Genomic DNA, 21,357 nt, shown 5'->3' on the forward strand with positions numbered 1-21,357 from the left:
CGGCAATTTAGGCCGTGGCTGTCACCCAAGCAAGCGCTTGGGTCAAACTTGTTTCGACAGTTTACAAACCAAGCGCTTGCTTGGTAGTCTCGACACCAGCCATTGGAGCAGGGACTTCTCATGAGCAAGACGGTTCGTATCGGCTGCGCCAGCGCCTTCTGGGGTGACACCTGCACCGCCGCCGCCCAGTTGGTACACGGCGGCGCCTTGGATTACCTGGTATTCGACTACTTGGCCGAAGTCACGATGTCGATCCTGGCCGGTGCGCGCATGAAAGACCCCAAGGCCGGCTACACCACGGATTTTGTCGAGGTGCTCACGCCCTTGCTGGCGGATATCCAGCAACAGGGCATCAGGGTGATCAGCAATGCCGGCGGCATCAACCCCCAGGCGTGCGCCGCCGCCCTGCAAGCGGCCTGCGACCAGGCTGGCATCGGCCTGAAAATCGCCGTGTTGCTCGGCGATGACCTGCACCCCCAACTCAAACACCTGCCCACAGCCAACGACATGTTCACCGGTGCCCCGCTGCCGCCCGTGTGTGTGTCCGCCAATGCCTATCTCGGCGCGCCAGGCATTGCCCAGGCCCTGGGGTTGGGCGCCGATATCGTTATCACCGGCCGGGTGGTCGACAGTGCAGTGGTCAGCGCAGCATTGGTGCACGAATTCAACTGGTCATGGCAAGACTACGATCACCTCGCCCAGGCCGCCCTGGCCGGGCATATCATCGAATGCGGCGCACAGTGCACCGGCGGCAACTTCACCGATTGGCGCGACGTACCCGACTATGAGCACATCGGTTTCCCCATCGTCGAAGTCAGCGCCGACGGCCAATTCACCGTTAACAAGGTCGAGGGCAGCGGCGGGCTGATCAGCGAACTCAGCGTGGCCGAACAGCTGCTGTATGAAATTGGCGACCCGCGTGCCTACCTGCTGCCGGACGTGATCTGCGATTTGAGCCAAGTCAAATTGCAGCAACAGGGCAAACACTCTGTACGCCTGCATGGCGCCAGGGGATTGCCACCCACCGATCAGTACAAGGTCAGCGCCACCTACCCCGATGGCTTTCGCTGTACCGCCAGTTGCCTGCTTGCAGGCATTGACGCGGTAGCCAAGGCCGAGCGGGTCAGCCAGGCAATCATCAACAAGACCTCGGAACTGTTCAGCCAACGCGGCTGGGCGCCCTACACCGAAGTCAACATCGAACTGCTCGGCAGTGAAGCCACCTACGGCGCCCAGGCCCGGCGTGAGGATTGCCGTGAGGTGGTGGTCAAGCTCGCCGTACGGCACCCGAGCAAGCAGGCGCTGGTGCTGTTCGCCCGCGAGATCGCCCAGGCCGCCACTGGCATGGCGCCAGGCTTGACCGGCATCGTCGGCGGGCGGCCCACGGTGTATCCGCTGATCCGGCTGTTTTCATTCCTGATCGACAAGGCGTGCTGCCAAGTGGTCATCGACTACCAAGGCCAACGCCATGCTGTCGAGCTGCCCGCCTCTGCCGCCATGCTCACCCCAGCCGCACCCATTGACCCCGTCAAACCCCAAGGCCGCGCCGACGCCAGTGTGCCGCTGGTGAAACTGGCCGTGGCACGCTCCGGTGACAAGGGCAACCACAGCAATATCGGCGTGATCGCCCGCCACCCCGACTACCTGCCGTGGATCGCCGAAGCATTGACCCCGGAGGTGATCGTCGACTGGCTGGGCCATGTGCTCGACCCGGTCCATGGCCGTGTCGAACGCTGGTATTTGCCCGGCAGCCACAGCCTGAATTTCCTGCTGGAAAATGCCTTGGGCGGTGGCGGCATCGCCAGCTTGCGCATCGACCCGCAAGGCAAAGCCTTCGCCCAGCAGTTGCTGGAAATCCCCATCGCCGTGCCGCAGCACATTGCCGATCAACTCAGCTAAAGGACCGTCGCCGTGGCCTTCAACTCGATCTTCAAAGCCGACCTGTTCCAGGGGCAAACCGTGATCGTCACCGGTGGCGGCAGTGGCATTGGCCGCTGCACCGCCCATGAACTGGCGGCCCTCGGCGCCCGTGTCATCCTGGTGGGGCGCAAGCCGGAAAAGCTGCAGAAGGTCGCGGCGGAAATTGCCGAAGACGGCGGCATTGCCCATTGGCTGGCCTGCGATATCCGTGATGAAGAGGCGGTGAAGACGTTAGTCGCCCAGGTCATGCACGATCACGGCCCGATCCATGGCCTGGTCAATAACGCGGGAGGCCAATATCCGTCGCCCCTGGCCGCGATCAATCAAAAAGGCTTTGAAACCGTACTGCGCACCAACCTGGTGGGCGGTTTCCTGATGGCGCGGGAAGTGTTCAACCAGTCAATGAGCCAACACGGCGGCGCCATCGTCAACATGCTCGCCGACATGTGGGGCGGCATGCCCGGCATGGGCCACTCCGGCGCGGCGCGTTCAGGCATGGACAACTTCACCAAGACCGCTGCGTTTGAATGGGGTTATGCCGGGGTGCGTGTGAATGCCGTGGCCCCCGGTTGGATCGCCTCCAGCGGCATGGACACCTATGAAGGCGCGTTCAAGGCGGTGATCCCTACCCTGCGCGAGTATGTACCGCTCAAGCGTATCGGCACCGAGTCGGAAGTCAGCGCCGCTATCGTGTTTCTGCTCAGCCCGGCCGCGGCCTTCGTCAGCGGCAGCACCCTGCGCATCGACGGCGCCGCCAGCCTGGGCAGCCGGGCGTGGCCGCTGCACAAGGCGCAAGCGCCCAGTGAACCCTTCAACGGTTTCCACCGTGCGTACCTGCCGGATGTGCTCAAGGCGGAGCAATAACCCCATGCCGACAATTGAAAGCCTGATCGACGCCCACAGCCCGCAGTTCGCGCAAAACCGCGAAGCCATGCTGGCCGCCATCGCCCAGTTGCGCCAGCTGGAACACACCCTGCTTGCCAAAGCCCAGGAAGCCAAGCCCAAGTTCGACAAGCGCGGCCAATTGCTGCCCCGGGAGCGCCTCAATTTGCTGCTCGACCCTGGCGCGCCGTTCCTCGAGCTGGCAAGCCTTGCCGGCTACAAACTCCATGACGACAAGGATGGCAGCGCGGCCGGTGGCGGGTTGATCGCCGGCATCGGCTATGTCAGCGGCGTGCGCATGCTGGTAGTGGCCAACAACAGCGCGATCAAGGGCGGCACCATTTCCCCCTCCGGCCTGAAAAAATCCCTGCGCCTGCAACAGATCGCCATGGAAAACAAACTGCCGGTGGTGACCCTGGCCGAAAGCGGCGGCGCCAACCTCAACTATGCCGCCGAGATTTTCGTCGAGGGCGCACGCAGCTTTGCCAACCAGGCGCGCATGTCGGCCATGGGCCTGCCGCAAATTACCGTAGTGCATGGCTCAGCCACGGCAGGCGGTGCGTATCAACCGGGTTTGTCGGATTACGTGGTGGTAGTGCGCGGCAGGGCCAAGCTGTTCCTCGCCGGGCCACCGTTGCTCAAGGCCGCTACCGGCGAAATCGCCACCGACGAAGCACTGGGCGGCGCTGAGATGCACGCGCAAACCGCTGGCACTGCCGAATACCTGGCGGAAAACGATGCCGACGGCGTGCGCATCGTGCGTGAAATTGTCGGCTTGCTGGCGTGGAATCAGCGTCTGCCCCTCGCGCCCAAACGTGCCTACGCAGAGCCGCTATATCCCATTGAAGAGTTGCTGGGGCTGATTCCCGATGACCCGAAAAAACCCTACGACGTGCGCGAGATCCTCGCACGCCTGGCAGACGGCTCGCACTTTCTTGAATTCAAGGGCGAGTTCGACGCCCACACCGTCTGCGGCCACCTGCAGATCCAGGGGCGCGCCGTCGGCGTGATCGGCAACAACGGCCCCATCACGCCCAAGGGTGCGAGCAAGGCCGCGCAGTTTATCCAGCTGTGCGACCAGAGCCGCACGCCGCTGCTGTTCCTGCATAACACCACCGGTTTCATGGTCGGCACCGAGTCCGAACAGCAAGGGGTGATCAAGCACGGCGCGAAGATGATCCAGGCAGTGGCCAATGCCCGCGTGCCTAAACTCACCCTTGTGGTCGGCGGTTCCTACGGTGCCGGCAACTATGCAATGTGCGGCCGCGGCCTGGACCCACGCTTTATCTTCGCCTGGCCCAACAGCCGCACGGCGGTGATGGGTGGCGCGCAGGCCGGCAAGGTGCTGCGCATCGTCACCGAGGCCAAGCAATTGAAGGACGGCCTGGTGCCCGATCCCAAGGTACTGGACATGCTCGAACAGGTCACCGCGCAGAAGCTCGACAGCCAATCCACCGCACTTTACGGCAGCGCCAATCTGTGGGACGACGGGCTGATCGATCCACGGGATACCCGTACCTTGCTCGGGTTTCTATTGGATATCTGTGATGAAGCCGAACGGCGACAACTGCAACCGAACAGCTTTGGTGTAGCGCGTTTCTAACGACGGCCAGGAGAACTATAAAAATGATCTTCACCCAGGAACATCAGGAACTGCGCCGCACCGTGCGCGCTTTCGTCGACCGCGAGATCAACCCCCATGTGGATGAATGGGAAAAAGCCGGGCGTTTTCCCATCCATGAAATCTTCCGTAAGGCCGGCGACCTCGGTCTGCTGGGCATTTCCAAGCCGGAGCAGTTCGGCGGCATGGGCCTGGACTACAGCTACTCCATCGTCGCCGCCGAAGAATTTGGCACCATTGGCTGTGGCGGCATCCCCATGTCCATCGGTGTGCAGACCGACATGTGCACCCCGGCCCTGGCCCGTTTCGGTTCCGATGAGCTGCGCGACGAATTCCTGCGCCCGGCCATCAGCGGCGAACAGGTCGGCTGCATCGGTGTTTCGGAAACCGGCGCCGGCTCCGACGTGGCCGGGCTCAAGACCCATGCGCGCAAGGACGGCGACGACTACGTGATCAACGGCAGCAAGATGTGGATCACCAACTCGCCCAGCGCCGACTTTATCTGCCTGCTGGCCAACACCTCCGATGACAAGCCGCACATCAACAAATCCCTGATCATGGTGCCGATGAACAGCCCGGGCATCAGCGTCAGCCCGCCCCTGGAAAAGCTCGGCATGCACAGCTCCGAGACCGCCCAGGTGTTCTTCGATGGCGTGCGCGTGCCGCAGCGCAACCGCATCGGTCAGGAGGGCGCGGGCTTCATGATGCAGATGCTGCAATTCCAGGAAGAACGCCTGTTTGGCGCGGCCAATATGATCAAGGGCCTGGAGTACTGCATCGACAGCACCATCGCGTACTGCAAGGAGCGCCAGACCTTCGGCAAAGCGTTGATCGACAACCAGGTGATCCATTTTCGCCTGGCCGAACTTGCGACCGAGATCGAATGCCTGCGCGCCTTGGTCTACCAGGCCACCGAGCAATACATCAAGGGCCAGGACGTCACTCGCCTGGCGTCGATGGCCAAGCTCAAGGCCGGGCGCCTTGGCCGCGAGGTCAGCGACAGTTGCCTGCAATATTGGGGCGGCATGGGTTTCATGTGGGACAACCCGGTAGCCCGCGCCTATCGCGATGTGCGCCTGGTGTCGATTGGCGGCGGCGCCGACGAAATCATGCTGGGCATCATCTGCAAACTGATGGGCACCCTGCCCGGTAAAAAGCCATGAACACCCTGCTGCTCGAAGCCCATAGCGGCGTGCTGCATATCACCCTCAACCGGCCGGAGTGCCGCAATGCGATGAGCCTGGCAATGGTCAAGGAACTGCGTGCGGTATTGGCACAGTTGGACAGCCAGGTGCGCGCCGTGGTGATCAGTGGTGCGGGCGGGCACTTCTGCGCGGGGGCCGATGTGAAGGACTTGGTTGGCGCAGGCGCTCAGTTGCAAGCGTTGAACCGGGCATTTGGCACCTTGCTGCAAGAGGTAGAAGCCGTACCGCAGGTGGTGATTGTGTTGCTGCAAGGCGCAGTGCTGGGCGGCGGCTTTGGCTTGGCGTGCGTGAGTGATATTGCGATCGCCGACCACCAGGCCCAGTTCGGCTTGCCCGAGACCCGCCTGGGGTTGCTGCCGGCGCAGATTGCCCCCTTTGTGGTCAAGCGTATTGGGCTGACCCAGGCACGCCGACTGGCGCTGACGGCGGCGCGGTTCGATGGGGTTGAAGCCGAGCGGCTGGGGGTGGTGCATTTTGTCGAGCACGATGCCCAGGCACTGGCCCAGCGCCTGGACGAAGTGCTGGGGCAGGTGTTGCAGTGCGCGCCGGGGGCGAATGCGCGAACCAAGGCGTTGTTGTTGGCCAGCATGGATGAGCCGCTTGATGCAGTGCTGGACCGCGGGGCGCAGTGGTTTGCCGAGGCAGTCGCGAGCGAGGAAGGGATTGAGGGCACACAGGCGTTTGTGCACAAGCGCAAGCCACGGTGGTGCGAATGACGCCTTCGCGAGCAAGCCCGCTCCCACAGGTTGGAATGCATTTCAAATGTGGGAGGGGGCTTGCTCCCGATGAGGCCAGAACAGCCAATCCATCCTTCAAGGAATAGACCAATGCCCGCCTTCAGCAAAATCCTGATCGCCAACCGCGGCGAAATCGCCTGCCGCATCCAACGCACCGCCCAGGCATTGGGTTACCGCACCGTCGCTGTGTACAGCGACGCCGACAGCCACGCCCTGCACGTGCAGATGGCCGACGAAGCCGTGAACATCGGCCCCGCCCCCGTCCATCAGTCATACCTGAACATAGCCGCCATCCTCGACGCCGCCCAACGCACCGGCGCCGACGCCATCCACCCCGGCTACGGCTTTCTCTCCGAAAACCCCGACTTCGCCCGTGCCTGCCAGAACGCCAATATCACCTTCATCGGCCCCAGCGTCGAAGCCATCGAACTGATGGGCAGCAAGCGCCTGTCCAAGCTCGCCATGCTCGATGCCGGCGTACCTTGTATCGCCGGCTACCAAGGCAGCGCCCAGGACGATGCCACGCTTCAACAAGAAGCCCAGCGCATCGGCTTCCCGCTGATGATCAAGGCCAGCGCCGGTGGCGGTGGGCGTGGCATGCGCCTGGTGCACCAACCCGAACAGTTGCTGGAGCAACTACGCACCGCACGCTCGGAAGCCATGAACGCCTTCGGCAACGACGAACTGATCCTCGAACAGGCGCTGGTCGACCCGCGCCACGTTGAAGTGCAACTGTTCGGCGACAGCCATGGCAACCTGATCTACCTCGGCGAGCGCGATTGTTCGATCCAGCGCCGCCATCAGAAAATCATCGAAGAAGCCCCTTGCCCGGTGATGACCGCCGAGTTGCGCCAGGCCATGGGCGAAGCCGCGCTCAAGGCTGGACGGGCGGTGAATTACGTCGGCGCCGGCACCGTGGAGTTTCTGCTCGACCGCAACGGCCGGTTCTATTTCCTGGAAATGAATACACGCCTGCAAGTCGAACACCCGGTGACCGAACTGATCACCGGCCTCGACCTGGTGGCCTGGCAACTGCACATCGCCGCAGGCCAGCCCCTTCCGTTGGCACAGGCCGATGTAGCCCTCAATGGCCATGCCATGGAGGTGCGCCTGTACGCCGAAGACCCGGCCCAGGGTTTCCTGCCGCAAACCGGTGAAGTGTTGCGTTGGGTGCCCGCCCCCGGCGTGCGCATTGACCATGGTTTGTGTGAAGGAGACCAAGTCAGCCCGTTCTATGACCCGATGCTGGGCAAGATCATCGTCCATGGCGCCAACCGTGAAGAGGCCCGACGTAAGTTGCTGCGGGCGGTGGAAGACACGGTGTTACTCGGCGTCACCACGAATCAGCAGCTATTGGCTGATTTGCTCAAGCATCCGGGTTTTATCGCCGGCGATTTCAGCACCGCCTTTATCGCAGAACACTTCGGCGAAATACCGCCCCAGGTGCTCTCAAACGAACAGCTCAGCTTGGCAGCAGCGCTGTTTTATAGACACAGCGCCGACCAGCATCCCCAAGGACTGGCAGGATGGCGCAACAATGCCAATGCTCCGTGCACCTATCGCCTCGAGGCCAATGGCAAAATCCACACCGTGAGTGCCGACGCCCAGCAACTCACCACCGACGGGCGTTGGGCCACACAGGTACTCAATGGCATCCGCCGGCGTATCGCCTACCACCTCGACGACACCCAGTTGTGGCTGCCCGGCATGACGGTGATCAACCGCACCCAGCAAGCCGCCAGCCGCCAGGTCGACGCCAGCAGCGGCACGGTCAAGGCCCCCATGGACGGCGCCATCGTCGACATACGCGTCAGCGTCGGCGAGCGGGTCAGCAAAGGCCAACTGCTGCTGGTGCTCGAAGCGATGAAAATGGAGCACCCGCTGAAGGCTGGCATCGATGGCATCATCAAGGGCGTGCAGGTCTTGACGGGTGATCAGGTGCGCAATCGCCAGGTTTTGCTGGAGATCGAATAACGGCCCTGGGCGGAACTACAAGGCCGGGCTACGCTCTATCCCCATCAGAAAGGGACGAGTACGGGAACCTGCACCATGCCTCATTGGCTGATTATTGACCTTGAAGCCACAACGGATGACGGCGGTTGGCCCGTGACGGAGATGGAAGTCATCGAGATTGGCGCCAGCCTGGTCAACCGCCAGGGCCGCGAACTGGATCACTTCCAGCGCTTTGTGCGGCCACTGCGACGGCCACTGCTGACGCCCTTTTGCCGCAAACTGACCCACATCACCCAGGCCAATATCGACGCAGCCGCACCGATCACCGAGGTGTGGCCGCTGTTCGAGCGCTGGCTGGGCCAGCATCAGGCTCGCCTGGAAGGCTGGGCCAGCTGGGGTGATTACGATCGCGTGCAGCTTGAGCTGGAATGGCAACGCCATGACCTGGCCAGCGCCTTGGGCCAAACACCGCACGTGAACCTCAAGCAGCGCTTTGCCAAGGCCCGGCGCCTGGACAAGCCGCTGGGGCTCAACGGCGCCCTGCAATTGGCGGGGATGCAGTTCCATGGCCAGCAGCATCGCGCGTTGGAAGATGCACGCAACACCGCACGCCTGTTGCCGTTGATTTTGCCGGTCTAGGCAGCTCTCGTAGGGTTGGGCATACTGGCCGGCCTTTCCAGACCCTTTTCCGAGGATTCACCCATGTTCAAAGTCAACGAGTACTTCGACGGCACCGTCAAGTCGATCGCTTTCGGCACCGCAGAAGGGCCGGCGACCATCGGTGTGATGGCCCCGGGTGAATACGAATTCGGCACCGCCCAGCGTGAAATCATGCACGTGGTTTCCGGCGCCCTGACCGTCAAGCTGCCCGACAGCAGCGAGTGGGAAACCTTTGCCGCCGGCAGCCAGTTCAACGTGCCGGCCAACAGCAAGTTCCAATTGAAGGTCGCCGTGGACACCGCTTACCTGTGTGAATACCGCGGCTAAGCATCACCGGCAAACAAAAAAGCCCGTCTCCAGCGAGACGGGCATTTTTTATTCCAGCACCGTCACCGGCATGCCGACTTCCAGGCGCCCGATGCCATCGTTGACCAGGTTCTGGCCAAACATCGCGCCCTTCTCGGTCTTGCGATAGGTCTCCAGCGTGGCGAAAGGCTCACGGTCGGGACTGCGCTCGCCGGTCTGCGGGTCAATGGTGGTGAGGATGCAGCGCGAGCACGGCTTGACCACCCGAAACTCCACGTCGCCGATGCGCAAGCGTTTCCAGCCATCTTCGGCAAAGGCCTCGGCGCCCTCGATCACCAGGTTGGGCCGAAAGCGCAGCATTTCCATCGGCCGGCCGATATGCGCGCACAGGTCGTCCAGGGAAGCCTGCCCGATCAACAGCAAGGGGTAACCGTCGGCGAACCCCACCTGATCGTGATCCTGGCCATAACCGGAGTCGGTAGAACGCGCACGCTCCAAGGGCATATGCACCAGGCGTGTGGGTTTGCCGATGAACGCACTGACCCAGGCCGCCGCTGCATCGCCTGCATCCGGTACGCGCAAGGTGTCGCGCCAGATGGTGACACCGCGTAAGTCCTCGTCGCCGGGCAAAGCCACCTCCAGCGGCGCATGACCGGGCGAACTGAGGGTCAGGCCGCCCATGCTGTTCCACAGCGCCGACAGTTGGCTCATCTTCGCCACCGCCCGCTGCGTCAGGAACCGCCCGCTGGCTTCGTCCACCAGCATCCAGCGTCGATCCCCCTGCAACCCGAGTTTATCCAGGCCGATCTGCTGCAAAAGTTCGCCCTTGCCGGATTTCAAAGGGTAACGGTACAACGCACTGAGACGAAGCATGGGCCTGCATTCCTAGGACACAAAGTGTCATCCTAACCTCAGGCAGGCACTTCGTCCAACATCAGTCGTTGGCGCACCACATCTACCAGCTTGTCCGGCTGGAATTTGGAGAGGAAATTGTCACAACCCACCTTCTTCACCATCGACTCGTTGAAGCTGCCCGACAGTGAGGTGTGCAGTACTACGTAGAGCCCACGCAGGCGCGGGTCATTGCGGATTTCGGTGGTGAGGCGGTAGCCGTCCATCTCGGGCATTTCGGCATCGGTGAAGATCATCAGCAGCTTGTCGGTCATCACCTGGCCCGTGTCAGCCCAGGCCTTGAGCATGTTCAGGGCCTTGAGGCCGTCACTGGCGATGTGCATCTTCACGCCCAACTGGCCGAGGGTGTCACGCAACTGCGACAGGGCCACGTTGGAGTCGTCCACCAGCAGCACTTCGCGGCCACGGGCACGCTCCAGGATCGGGTCTTCAAGTTTTTCCCGGGAGACCTTGGCGTTGTAGGGCACGATCTCGGCGAGGACTTTCTCCACGTCGATGATCTCCACCAACTGGTCATCGACCTTGCTGATGGCGGTGAGGTAATGCTGGCGCCCGGCGCTGGTCGGCGGCGGCAGGATGGCTTCCCAGTTCATGTTGACGATGCGGTCGACCCCGCCTACCAGGAACGCCTGCACCGAACGGTTGTATTCGGTGACGATAATGGTGCTGTTGGGCCCTGGCACCAGAGGGCGCATGCCGATGGCCTGGGACAGGTCGATCACCGGCAAGGTCTGGCCACGCAGGTTGACCACCCCGCACACGAAGGGGTGGCGCTGGGGCATCAGGGTCAGCTTGGGCAGCTGCAGCACTTCCTGCACCTTGAACACGTTGATGGCAAACAATTGCCGCCCGGCCAGGCGGAACATGAGAATTTCCAGGCGATTCTCACCCACCAATTGCGTGCGTTGATCTACCGTGTCGAGAATGCCGGCCATTGAAAGCTCCTGGTGTGCTGAGGGAATGTGCCACTGATGCGAGCGTGGCGCGCTCTCGAGGTTGTCGCGAGCCAACTCGCGCCTGTAGTGGGTTATCGGCGGCAAACGCCAGACCTTGACCTGAGTAAAATGCCATGTAAATTCATTGATGTCACACTGACATCATGCTTTACTGCAACGGCTCCTGCATAGGCAGAGACCATGACCTTGCGCGACATCCAAATCGACGTGAGGTTCCGCTATATAAGGGATTCCCCTAGGCACAATCGGGCCTAACCTGATATTCGCGATATCTAATAGCCATTAATGTGACGCCATTCTCATTGCATGAATGGAGTCAGGCTTTTGTTTGCCATCCCAAGCCCTCGGCCCACCGGCCTTTCAGGCACTTACATGTCGGCTACTAAAGGTGTGCAAGCAGTCCCGATAATGAGGACGAAGCACGGCCTTTGTCGGCATTTCAATAAACGTCCTACTGCAACATCAGAAGCGACCTACAGATTCCCGTCAAATTTCAGCGCTAGTTTTAAGCTATTCGCCCGGTGCGACATCTCATCACCCGACCTAAAGTTGTGGAGACTTGCATGATGAATAGCGCAAACGAATGGCAAACAGCACTTCCCGATTTTCTGCTGGAAGCGGAAATGCTGCTGGCCAAGTCTGAAGAATGCCTGAACCACCTGCATTTGATCCGCAACGACAGCGATGCCATCGACTGCATGAAGGCAAGCCTGGCTAAACTGGCTGAAAAAGCCGACGGCCTGGCCTTGCAGGCGATCAGCGAGTTCTCACGACATATCCAGTACCTGATCGCCAATGCCGTGAGCCCCGTGCAACTGCATGACCAGGCACTGGATGCGCTGCATGACTGCCTGACGCTACTGGCTTGGCAGTTGGAGCTGATCGACATGCGTACCGGCGAGTTGAGTCTGGACGACAGTGAACAGACATCGCTGATTGCAACGGTGACCTCGCAGATCCCGCAAAAAGATTATGCACCTGACCTGCAGTCTCGCTTGCAGCAGGGATCTTGAACCGCAAAGGTCGTATTTAATACCTGGCTATCTGAAAACGACCGTTTTTGCTCAAAAGATGAAACCCACTTAGCCTGTCATTCAATAGTTGTACAAACTACTCTAATTAATACAACTGGCTATCTTTGAACTCTGGGACTATTGCTCAGAGCGCTGACGTGGCCAACACATCCAACAGGGAAAGTGCCAGGCGACCAACGGTAATAGTGGTGGTACTATGCCCCGCTCGAAGTGACTCAACTTCATCATGGATAACCACGATTCGGCACCGCATTCCCAACAGAGCCCAGTCAACCGCCGTGACCGGTCTTCCCGCAGCGAACCCTCATTGGCTCCATCCGCTATGTACGCCAGTCTCAAGTCACTCATCGCAAGGTCCGTGTCCCGCAGTCATGCACCTCGCATAGTCCTTGCCCTGTGCCTGTGCGCAACGCTGGCCAGTCTATGGGCCTACCTGCATGGCGCGTCGCTGCCGTTATTGATCCTGCTGCTCAACTTCGCCACGCTGGTGGTGGTGGGCCTGTACCAGTGGTGCTCGCGCAAAGCCATCAAGTTCCAGCCCCAGGAACTGGCCGACCGCCTGCTGCAAGTCCAGGAAAACGAACGCCACCGTCTCAGCCGCGAACTGCACGACGACATTGGCCAACTGCTGACCGCCGCCAAACTGCAAGGCGAATGGCTGCAACGTCGCCTGCCCCAAGACCTGCAAAACCATTGTTCAGTGCTGTGCAACACGCTCAACGAAACCCTGGCTAAGGTGCGCGACGTGTCCGCGATCCTCAACCCTCGCCAGCTGGCAAGCCTGGGCCTGGAAGCCAGCCTGCGCGCGCACCTGCTCAAGACCTTGGAGAACACCCAGGTATGCTGGAGCCTGGAGTGCCAGCAACGACTGACCGGCATCCCCGAGGAAATGGCCGTGGCGGCCTTTCGCATCACCCAGGAAGCCGTCACCAACATGCTTCGCCATGCCCAGGCGCACAATCTGCTGGTGCGCCTGCAACGCCTGCCCGAAGGCCTGTCGCTGATGATCTGCGATGACGGCCTGGGTTTCTCGCCCGCCACCGACCCCGGCCGGGAAGGCCAGCGGGGCATGGCCGGCATGAGCGAACGGATAGATCAGTTGGGAGGCACGTTGTCCGTCAGCAGCCAGCCAGGCAAAGGCACACGCATCGACGCACTTTTCCCCTGGGCGCCCCGCGCCCTCAAACGGGCCAGCTCCCCTAAGGTTCTCGAGTGACCTGCACCTTACTCCTGGTCGATGACCACGCACTGATTCGCGCCGGCGTACGGGCGCTGATCCTGGATATCCCCGGCTACAGCGTGATCGGTGAGGCCAGCGATGGTGCGCAGTTGCTGGAGCAATTCAGTGCCCTGCAGCCGGACATCGTGCTGCTCGACCTGTCGATGAAACACACCGGCGGCCTGGATGCCTTGCAGCAACTCAAAAGCGCCTACCCCACGTGCAAGGTGCTGATCCTGTCGATGCACACCGACCCCGAGCTGATCATGCGTGCGCTGGAGGCGGGCGCCCACGGCTACCTGCTCAAGGACACCACCGCCAACGAGCTGGAACACGCGCTGCTGGCCCTGCGTAACAACGAACGCTACCTGAGCCCCGCAATCGCCCACACGGTGATCAACCAGGCGCTGATCCGCAGCCAGGGCCCGAACGCACCCGTTGCCAACGGCCATAACCTGACAGCGCGACAACTGGAAATCCTGCGCCTGATCGTGCGCGGCAAGTCCACCCGTGAAATCGCCCACGGCCTGGGCCTGAGCATCAAGACCGTGGAAGCCCACCGCTCGCAGATCATGAAGCGCTTGCAGATTTTCGACGTGGCGGGCCTCGTGCTATTTGCCGTGCGTGAGCAGATCATCAGCCTGGACGACTAGCGGCGACCCCAGCGGCAGGTGCACGCGCAGGGCCTTTGGCAATGCTTCGAAATGCAGATCATCGCCTTCCAGCGGCTCACCATCGAGGTTGATATACAAGCCTTGGGCGACCTTGATATTGACCCATGGCAGGCGTGCGCGAACGAACATGGTGTCCAGGCCCCAGCCGTTGTTCATCAACTCACGTAACGTACCGACCACCTCCTGGGGGGCCGGCAGGATGCTGACGTCGAGCAATCCATCATCGGCCAATGCGCCAGGGCACAGGACATGCCCGCCACCGGCCTGACGCCCGTTGCCGATACCCAGTGCGAGCAGCTCGCCTTTCCAGTGGAAATCCGGGCCTTCCAGCTCCCCGTAGGCGGCCTTCAATTCACTGAAGCGCGATAAACCGGTGAACAGGTAGGCGGCGCCGCCGAGGACCTTCTTCAGGTCTTCGGAGGTGTTGGCCGTGACCTGGCTGCCGAAACCTCCGGTAGCCATGTTCAGGAAGATCTGACCGCCCACCTGGCCAAGGTCGATAGCCCTGGGTTGAACGTCCAGCAACGCCAGGGCGCCAGCCGGTTCCAAGGGCACACCGGCGGCCTTGGCGAAGTCATTGGCGGTGCCCAGGGGCATCAGTACCAGGCTGGCATCGGTCTTGGCCAACGCCATGGCCTCGGCCACATCGCGCAGGGTGCCGTCGCCGCCACCGGCGATGATATGGGTATAGCCGTTATCCAGTGCCTCGTTGACCAGACGCTGGGCATCGCCGCCCTCCCAGGTCACCCGCACCGCCAACTCCCAACCCTGCTTGCGCCTGGCCTGCACGGCGCTGCGCACGTCCTCGTTGAGGGCTTGCTTGCCGTGGAGGATTAACAGGGCCTTGGGGGTTGTCATGGGGGAATCTCCTGGTTCAAAGGTGCTTGAAGGATGTTGACCCTGAAACAGCAGGAAAAAGTCACTGGGGATTGGAAATTAGTGACGAACTTACTCTGGGCTCAAAGATTTCGTACACGGCCCCAGGACATTGCACCTTCGTACCGTGGCCGCACTCCCTCAACCTCATCGTGCACGCACCTCTCCAGACTTCAACCAAAACGAGCGGCGAACATGATGAAGATAGAACCCCAACATACAGATCACTCGACACCCCTCGAACTGATCCCCATTGCCAACTTGATCAACTCAGCGCATGAGGACGACTCAACACTCAGCCCTTTGCAGCACATCGCACGCTGGTCCAGTGAATACCTGTGCAAGCCCAGCGCGGACATCGGACGCCCCGGCGTAGTCTGCCCCTGGACGCCCAACGCGATGAAACGAGAAACGTTCTGGCTGACCGAACTGGCGACGCGCGACCGTTGCGACCAGGCCGTATGCGAAGACATGCTGTCGTTAATTGACCACTTCAACCGGGCAGCGCCGACAGAAGGTGATAAAACCCAATTCAAGACTATTGTCGCCGTCTTTCCTGATATTCATCCGGAACATAAAGTCGACGAGTTCCACGCCATGTTGAAGCCCGCCTTTCTTGACGCGGGTCTAATGCTTGGCGAGTTCTATTCCACCTGCAAAAAACCTGGCCTCAGGAATCCGGAGTTCCGGCCACTGACCTCGCCCATACCGCTACTGGTGGTCAGGGAGATGGTGGATTTCGACATTGTATTTCTTGCAGATTCGCAGGCCTACGTTAACGCCTACTTGAAACGCCACGGCGCTGCGGGGTTGGACACACTCGAACGGACGCTCAAACACCGCGAACGTTTTGGCCTGGATCCGGACCAGGTTGTCATCCTTGAACGCACCCTGGCTGAACACCGCACCACCGACTCGAGGGTGAGCTAGCGACAGGACTGGCATTGGCGGGCGAGGCGCAATGGGTGCGCGTGTGCTGCCTGGCCGGTGCCTGTCGGACAAACAGGCTCAGCTCTTGTGCAACTTGCTCATCAACTGCGCCTCGGCCTGGGTCAACCCGCAAGACTGCGTCAACTCATCCACGGTCGCGCCCATGCCCACCAGCTTGGCTGCCTGGGCAAACGACAGGTTCGAAGGATCGCGCTGCTCCAACTGCACCAACTTGTCCGGCAACGGCGCAAGTATCGCGCGCAGTTCATGCACTTCATCCCCGACCCGCACGGCACTTTGCTGGAAGTGGTCGACACGCTTGACCAGTTCCAGGATGCGCCGGTCGCGCACCGCATCGCGTTCGGCCTGTTGCAGGGCCAACTCCCGTTGCTGGCGTACATAGCGCAGCACAAACGCCAAGGTCCCGGCCCATAACAGGGCCAGGACAATCACCGCTGCCTCAAGGAACAATCAGATGCTCTCCAGTTCCGACCATTCTTCTTCGCTCATCATTTTGTCCAGCTCAACCAGAATCAACAGCTCGTTGTTCTTGTTGCACACGCCCTGGATGAACTTGGCCGATTCTTCGTTACCGACGTTCGGCGCGGTTTCCACTTCCGATTGGCGCAGGTAGACCACTTCGGCCACGCTGTCGACCATGATCCCGACCACCTGCTTGTCGGCTTCGATGATCACGATGCGCGTGTTGTCGCTGACTTCGACCGTGTCCAGGCCGAAGCGCTGGCGGGTGTCGATCACGGTTACCACGTTGCCGCGCAGGTTGATGATGCCCAGCACGTAGCTTGGCGCACCCGGCACTGGCGCGATTTCGGTATAGCGCAGCACTTCCTGCACACGCATGACGTTGATGCCGTAGGTTTCGTTGTCCAGTTTGAAGGTAACCCATTGCAGGATCGGATCATCCAAACCTTGTGCGGACGCTGACTTGTTCATCTCTCTGACCCCTTCAAGTGCCGTTCGACACGGCGTATAGGCTGCTCTGACCGCACTCGCGCACGGACCTTATTGTTCAATCAACTGCGTTTGTTCTGCGGCATCGCCTTGACCGCCCCGCTGGCGATCAACTCGGCCAGTTCGGCGACATCCAGCAAGGCGCACATGTGTTCGATCACGGTGCCCGCCAACCATGGCCGCTGGCCACGATGGCTGCGCCATTTGATTTCATTCGGGTCCAGGCGCAACGAGCGGCTGACTTGATGCACTGCCAGCCCCCACTCATAGCCCTGCACCGAGATCACGTATTGCAAACCCTGGCGGAAGTCGTCGCGGTAGCGGTCGGGCATCACCCAGCGCGCGGTATCCAGCACCTTGAGGTTGCCGGCTTGGCTGGGCAGGATGCCGAGGAACCACTCCGGCTGGCCAAACAGCGGCGTCAGCTCGTGGCCTTCCAACGAATAGATCGAGCCCAGGCACACCAGCGGCACCGCCAGGGTCAGCCCGGCGACGTCGAACAGCAGGCACTCGAACGGCTCGGCAGCCCATGCAGGGCGGCCATCGCCGGTCACCGGCGGCGGCGTGATGCTCGGCGGCAAATGCACTTCAACCAATGGCTCGACCACCACGGGCGCAACCTGGTCTGGCGTGACCGGCACCACAGGCGCAGCCTCGGCAAGTGCATCGCGGGCCTGCTCCTCGAGCACCGCCAGCTGGAACTCATCCAGCGTGCCGGGGGGCTCGACAGCAGGCTCCAGCACCAGGATCGGTTCCGGCAGCTCTTCCTCGGTCGCGTCCTGCAGCAAGGCATCCAGGTAGGATTGCAGTGCCAGTTGCGGCCGGGTCTTGAGGTCGACGGGTCGGTTCATCACGCCACCTGCGCCACAAGCTGCTGCGACAGCAGATGCTTGAGCAACGCACGATACGCCAGCACGCCACGGCTCTTGCCATCGAACTGCGACGGCGTGAGCCCGGCGCGGCTGGCGTCACGCAGGCGTGTGTCCACGGGGATATAGCCATTCCAGATGGTCTCCGGGTAGGCATCACGCAATACCCGCAGGGTGCCGAGGGACGCCTGGGTACGACGGTCGAACAACGTGGGCACAATGCTGAATGGCAGCGCCTGCTTGCGCGAGCGGTTGATCATCGCCAGTGTGCTCACCATGCGTTCCAGGCCTTTGACCGCCAGGTGTTCGGTCTGCACCGGAATCACCAGTTGCTGGCTGGCCGCCAAGGCATTGACCATCAGCACACCGAGCAACGGCGGGCTGTCGATGATCGCGTAGTCGAACTCCTGCCACAGCTGCGCGAGGGTCTTGGCGATCACCAGGCCCAGGCCACTTTGCCCCGGCGACTGGCGCTCGAGGGTGGCCAGGGCGGTGCTCGACGGCAACAGCGAAATGTTGTCGTTGCTGGTGGGCAGCAACAGTTGCCCAGGCAAATCCGCCGCCACGCTGCCCTTGTGCAGGAACAGGTCATAGCAGCTGTGTTCCAGCGCATCCGGGTCATAGCCGAAATAGCTGGTCATGGAACCGTGGGGGTCCAGGTCGACCACGACCACGCGCTTGCCCGCCTCGGCCAGCAAGCCGGCTAAGGCGATGGAAGTGGTGGTCTTGCCGACTCCACCCTTTTGATTGGCAACTGCCCAGACTCTCATTCGGTTGGTTCCTCCCGGTGGGCACAGGCGCGACCGAGACATTGCATAAGGTTATTGAGCCGGTGACGGAGAATTGACGTTACTCGATCTGACCGGCGACTTGACTACGGGCGGTGCAGTTTGTGTGCCAGCACGCCTCAACGCCGCATCCGGGGTTGCATTGGCGGTGCCGGTACCGGTCAGGCTGCGGCGTACATCCAGGTTGCGCGACACCACCAGCACCACCCGGCGGTTGCGTGCACGGCCTTCCACCGTGGCGTTATTGGCCACCGGCTGGAATTCACCATAGCCCACCGAAGCCAGGCGCTGGGGGTTGACCCCCTGCATGGCCAGCATGCGCACGATGCTCGACGCTCGGGCGGATGACAGTTCCCAGTTGGTCGGGTACTGCGCGGTGCTGATGGGAAAATTGTCGGTGAAGCCTTCAACGTGAATCGGGTTTTCAAATGGTTTGAGAATCGACGCCACCTTGTCGATGATGGTAAACGCCTGGTCGCTCGGCAGCGCATCGGCGCTGGCGAACAACAGGCTGGAGTTCAGCTCGATCTCCACCCACAGCTCGTTGCCGCGTACGGTCATCTGGTTGGAGCTGATCAAGTCGCCAAACGCGGCACTGATATCGTCGGCGATGCTTTTCAGCGGGTCGCTGGTGCCACCGACGCCGGCGGCGGTTTCATCGCTGTCGTTGACCAGCGGCTTGGCCGGGGTCACGGTCTTGGGCCGCTCGTCGCCAATGGGAATTGGCTTGAGGGCACGTTCGGTATCGTTGAACACGCCCACCAGCGCCTGGGAAATGATCTTGTATTTGCCTTCGTTGACCGACGAGATGGAGTACATCACCACGAAAAACGCGAACAGCAAGGTGATGAAGTCCGCGTAGGACACCAGCCAGCGTTCATGGTTGACATGTTCCTCGGGCTCGCGACGGCGACGGCTCACTGGCAGCTCCTTCCCATCAATCCATGAAGCCCTGGAGCTTCAATTCGATGGAGCGCGGGTTCTCACCCTCGGCAATCGACAGGATGCCTTCGAGCAGCATCTCGCGATAACGCGACTGGCGCATGGCAATCGACTTGAGCTTGCTTGCCACTGGCAGCAGCACCAGGTTGGCACTGGCCACGCCGTAGATGGTGGCAACGAATGCCACGGCGATGCCGCTGCCCAGTTGCGAGGGGTCGGCCAGGTTGCCCATCACGTGGATCAGGCCCATCACCGCGCCGATGATGCCGATGGTCGGCGCGTAGCCGCCCATGCTTTCAAAGACTTTGGCAGCGTTGATATCACGGCTTTCCTGGGTATAGAAATCCACCTCGAGAATGCTGCGGATCGCTTCCGGCTCGGCGCCGTCCACCAGCAACTGCAAGCCTTTGCGTGCGTAGTTGTCGGGCTCGGCATCGGCCACGCCTTCCAGGCCCAGCAGGCCCTCCTTGCGTGCGGTGAGGCTCCAGTTGACCACGCGGTCGATGCCGCCTGGCAGGTCGACCCGTGGCGGGAAAATGATCCACACCAGAATCTGCATGGCACGCTTGAACGAGCTCAGCGGCGACTGCAACAACGCCGCGCCCACGGTGCCGCCGATCACGATCAGCGCCGCCGGGCCATTGGCCAAGGCGCCAAGGTGGCCGCCTTCCAGGTAGTTGCCGCCAATGATCGCGACAAACGCCATGGTGATGCCGATCAGGCTCAAGACATCCATCAGAGGCAGGCCTCCACCAGATGCTTGCCGATGTCGTCCAGGCTATAGACCGCGTCGGCCAGGTCAGCCTTGACGATGGCCATGGGCATGCCATAGATCACGCAACTGGCCTCGTCCTGGGCCCAGATGGTGCTGCCACCCTGCTTGAGCAGGCGTGCGCCTTCACGGCCGTCGGCGCCCATGCCGGTAAGCACCACCGCCAGAACTTTGTCGCCGTAGGACTTGGCCGCCGAACCAAAGGTGATATCCACGCACGGCTTGTAGTTCAGGCGCTCGTCGCCCGGCAGGATCTTGATCGCACCACGGCCATCCACCATCATCTGCTTGCCACCCGGGGCCAGCAACGCCAGGCCAGGGCGCAGGATGTCACCATCCTCGGCTTCCTTGACGGTGATGCGGCACAACTTGTCCAGGCGCTCGGCGAATGCCTTGGTGAACGCGGCGGGCATGTGCTGCACCAGTACGATCGGCGCCGGGAAGTTGGCCGGCAATTGCGTCAACACCCGCTGCAAGGCCACCGGGCCGCCGGTGGAGGTGCCGATGGCGACCAGCTTGTAAGCCTTGCGCTTGGGCGCTGGCGAATGAGCACTCGGTGCCGCTGCGCTACGTACCGGCGCCACCGCAGGCCGAGCCACGGGCGCAGGCGCCGGGCGTGCAAACGACGAGCCAGGCGCAGGCGCTGTGGGCGCAGGTGCGGCTGCCGGCGCCGGTGCGCTGAACAGGCTGCGACGGTTACTGCGGGAAATGCTGTGCACCTTCTCGCACAGCATCTGCTTGACCTTCTCGGGATTGCGCGAGATGTCTTCGAAATTCTTCGGCAGGAAATCCACCGCGCCGGCATCCAGTGCATCGAGGGTCACTCGCGCGCCTTCGTGAGTCAGCGAGGAAAACATCAATACCGGGGTGGGGCAGCGCTGCATGATATGACGTACGGCCGTGATGCCATCCATCATCGGCATCTCGTAGTCCATGGTGATCACGTCCGGCTTCAAGGCAATAGCTTGATCGATCGCCTCTTTGCCGTTGGTGGCCGTGCCGACCACCTGGATCGTTGGATCGGCGGAAAGAATTTCCGAGACGCGGCGGCGGAAGAAACCCGAATCGTCCACCACCAGGACCTTGACTGCCATAAACACTCCGTTAGGCGGGGCGGGCATGACCGCCC

At 61.7% G+C, this 21,357-nt stretch carries 22 protein-coding genes; 12 read left to right on the plus strand and 10 right to left on the minus strand.

Going from position 1 to position 21,357, the window contains the following annotated elements:
• Positions 1 to 120 precede the first annotated feature (120 nt).
• From QZR30_RS15380 to ppnP, 8 genes are all read left to right on the plus strand, one after another.
• On the plus strand, positions 121 to 1,899 hold the full coding sequence (locus QZR30_RS15380) for an acyclic terpene utilization AtuA family protein (protein ID WP_068967542.1): 1,779 nt from the start codon (positions 121 to 123) through the stop codon (positions 1,897 to 1,899).
• Positions 1,900 to 1,911: 12 nt separating this feature from the next.
• Positions 1,912 to 2,784 (plus strand): SDR family oxidoreductase, encoded by an 873-nt coding sequence (locus tag QZR30_RS15385; RefSeq protein ID WP_068967543.1) that lies wholly within the window; start codon positions 1,912 to 1,914, stop codon positions 2,782 to 2,784.
• 4 nt (positions 2,785 to 2,788) lie between these two features.
• Positions 2,789 to 4,405, plus strand: coding sequence for a geranyl-CoA carboxylase subunit beta (atuC, locus tag QZR30_RS15390; protein ID WP_046071820.1), 1,617 nt, complete (start codon positions 2,789 to 2,791; stop codon positions 4,403 to 4,405).
• Between the two features lie 23 nt (positions 4,406 to 4,428).
• A complete protein-coding gene (gene atuD, locus QZR30_RS15395; RefSeq protein WP_059397757.1) occupies positions 4,429 to 5,586 on the plus strand; it encodes a citronellyl-CoA dehydrogenase in 1,158 nt (385 codons plus the stop codon).
• The gene (locus QZR30_RS15400) at positions 5,583 to 6,344 is read left to right on the plus strand and encodes an enoyl-CoA hydratase/isomerase family protein (protein WP_046071818.1); all 762 of its coding nucleotides are present in this window, start codon (positions 5,583 to 5,585) and stop codon (positions 6,342 to 6,344) included. Before atuD ends, QZR30_RS15400 begins: the two co-directional genes overlap by 4 nt.
• 111 nt (positions 6,345 to 6,455) lie before the next feature.
• Positions 6,456 to 8,339: an acetyl/propionyl/methylcrotonyl-CoA carboxylase subunit alpha gene (locus QZR30_RS15405; RefSeq protein WP_068967544.1), complete on the plus strand. Its 1,884-nt coding sequence runs from the start codon at positions 6,456 to 6,458 to the stop codon at positions 8,337 to 8,339.
• Positions 8,340 to 8,414: 75 nt separating this feature from the next.
• On the plus strand, positions 8,415 to 8,957 hold the full coding sequence (locus tag QZR30_RS15410; protein WP_046071816.1) for an exonuclease domain-containing protein: 543 nt from the start codon (positions 8,415 to 8,417) through the stop codon (positions 8,955 to 8,957).
• Positions 8,958 to 9,020: 63 nt separating this feature from the next.
• Entirely contained in the window at positions 9,021 to 9,305 is a 285-nt protein-coding gene (gene ppnP, locus QZR30_RS15415) for a pyrimidine/purine nucleoside phosphorylase (protein ID WP_046071815.1), read from the plus strand.
• Positions 9,306 to 9,353: 48 nt separating this feature from the next.
• Here the strand turns inward: ppnP and QZR30_RS15420 are convergent, their stop codons facing one another.
• Both QZR30_RS15420 and QZR30_RS15425 read right to left on the minus strand, forming a co-directional pair.
• Complete coding sequence (locus QZR30_RS15420) at positions 9,354 to 10,157, minus strand: MOSC domain-containing protein (RefSeq protein ID WP_046071814.1); 804 nt, start codon at positions 10,155 to 10,157, stop codon at positions 9,354 to 9,356.
• A 38-nt stretch (positions 10,158 to 10,195) separates the two neighbouring features.
• Entirely contained in the window at positions 10,196 to 11,131 is a 936-nt protein-coding gene (locus QZR30_RS15425; protein WP_046071813.1) for a chemotaxis protein CheV, read from the minus strand.
• Positions 11,132 to 11,715: 584 nt separating this feature from the next.
• Between QZR30_RS15425 and QZR30_RS15430 the strand changes: the two genes are divergently transcribed.
• From QZR30_RS15430 to QZR30_RS15440, 3 genes are all read left to right on the plus strand, one after another.
• Complete coding sequence (locus QZR30_RS15430; RefSeq protein WP_046071812.1) at positions 11,716 to 12,165, plus strand: hypothetical protein; 450 nt, start codon at positions 11,716 to 11,718, stop codon at positions 12,163 to 12,165.
• 343 nt (positions 12,166 to 12,508) lie between these two features.
• Positions 12,509 to 13,402 (plus strand): sensor histidine kinase, encoded by an 894-nt coding sequence (locus QZR30_RS15435; RefSeq protein ID WP_046071811.1) that lies wholly within the window; start codon positions 12,509 to 12,511, stop codon positions 13,400 to 13,402.
• Positions 13,399 to 14,058: a response regulator transcription factor gene (locus QZR30_RS15440; protein WP_046071810.1), complete on the plus strand. Its 660-nt coding sequence runs from the start codon at positions 13,399 to 13,401 to the stop codon at positions 14,056 to 14,058. The genes QZR30_RS15435 and QZR30_RS15440 overlap by 4 nt, the downstream gene beginning before the upstream one ends.
• Here the strand turns inward: QZR30_RS15440 and yegS are convergent.
• Positions 14,017 to 14,937: a lipid kinase YegS gene (gene yegS, locus QZR30_RS15445; RefSeq protein WP_056847928.1), complete on the minus strand. Its 921-nt coding sequence runs from the start codon at positions 14,935 to 14,937 to the stop codon at positions 14,017 to 14,019. The two genes, QZR30_RS15440 and yegS, sit on opposite strands and share 42 nt — an antisense overlap.
• 213 nt (positions 14,938 to 15,150) lie before the next feature.
• On the opposite strand from yegS, the gene QZR30_RS15450 reads away from it, so the two are divergent.
• Positions 15,151 to 15,885 carry a DUF6875 domain-containing protein gene (locus tag QZR30_RS15450; protein ID WP_056847927.1) on the plus strand — a complete coding sequence of 245 codons (735 nt, stop codon included), beginning with the start codon at positions 15,151 to 15,153 and terminating at the stop codon, positions 15,883 to 15,885.
• A 78-nt stretch (positions 15,886 to 15,963) separates the two neighbouring features.
• Here QZR30_RS15450 and QZR30_RS15455 read toward each other — a convergent pair whose 3' ends face one another.
• The 7 genes from QZR30_RS15455 to QZR30_RS15485 form a co-directional block, all read right to left on the minus strand.
• Complete coding sequence (locus tag QZR30_RS15455; RefSeq protein ID WP_046071807.1) at positions 15,964 to 16,356, minus strand: DUF2802 domain-containing protein; 393 nt, start codon at positions 16,354 to 16,356, stop codon at positions 15,964 to 15,966.
• Positions 16,357 to 16,839, minus strand: a complete 483-nt coding sequence (locus QZR30_RS15460; RefSeq protein WP_005790025.1) for a chemotaxis protein CheW — start codon at positions 16,837 to 16,839, stop codon at positions 16,357 to 16,359.
• 80 nt (positions 16,840 to 16,919) lie between these two features.
• On the minus strand, positions 16,920 to 17,708 hold the full coding sequence (locus QZR30_RS15465; RefSeq protein WP_311903635.1) for a CheW domain-containing protein: 789 nt from the start codon (positions 17,706 to 17,708) through the stop codon (positions 16,920 to 16,922).
• Positions 17,708 to 18,496, minus strand: a complete 789-nt coding sequence (locus tag QZR30_RS15470) for a ParA family protein (protein WP_043051089.1) — start codon at positions 18,494 to 18,496, stop codon at positions 17,708 to 17,710. The genes QZR30_RS15465 and QZR30_RS15470 overlap by 1 nt, the downstream gene beginning before the upstream one ends.
• A gap of 51 nt (positions 18,497 to 18,547) precedes the next feature.
• Positions 18,548 to 19,435, minus strand: coding sequence for a flagellar motor protein MotD (gene motD / locus QZR30_RS15475; RefSeq protein ID WP_059397763.1), 888 nt, complete (start codon positions 19,433 to 19,435; stop codon positions 18,548 to 18,550).
• A gap of 16 nt (positions 19,436 to 19,451) precedes the next feature.
• Positions 19,452 to 20,192 carry a flagellar motor protein gene (locus tag QZR30_RS15480; protein WP_043051091.1) on the minus strand — a complete coding sequence of 247 codons (741 nt, stop codon included), beginning with the start codon at positions 20,190 to 20,192 and terminating at the stop codon, positions 19,452 to 19,454.
• Positions 20,192 to 21,322: a protein-glutamate methylesterase/protein-glutamine glutaminase gene (locus QZR30_RS15485; protein ID WP_311903636.1), complete on the minus strand. Its 1,131-nt coding sequence runs from the start codon at positions 21,320 to 21,322 to the stop codon at positions 20,192 to 20,194. Before QZR30_RS15485 ends, QZR30_RS15480 begins: the two co-directional genes overlap by 1 nt.
• Positions 21,323 to 21,357 lie beyond the last annotated feature (35 nt).

Source organism: Pseudomonas sp. rhizo25, from assembly GCF_031931935.1.
GTDB classification, from domain to species: domain Bacteria; phylum Pseudomonadota; class Gammaproteobacteria; order Pseudomonadales; family Pseudomonadaceae; genus Aquipseudomonas; species Aquipseudomonas synxantha.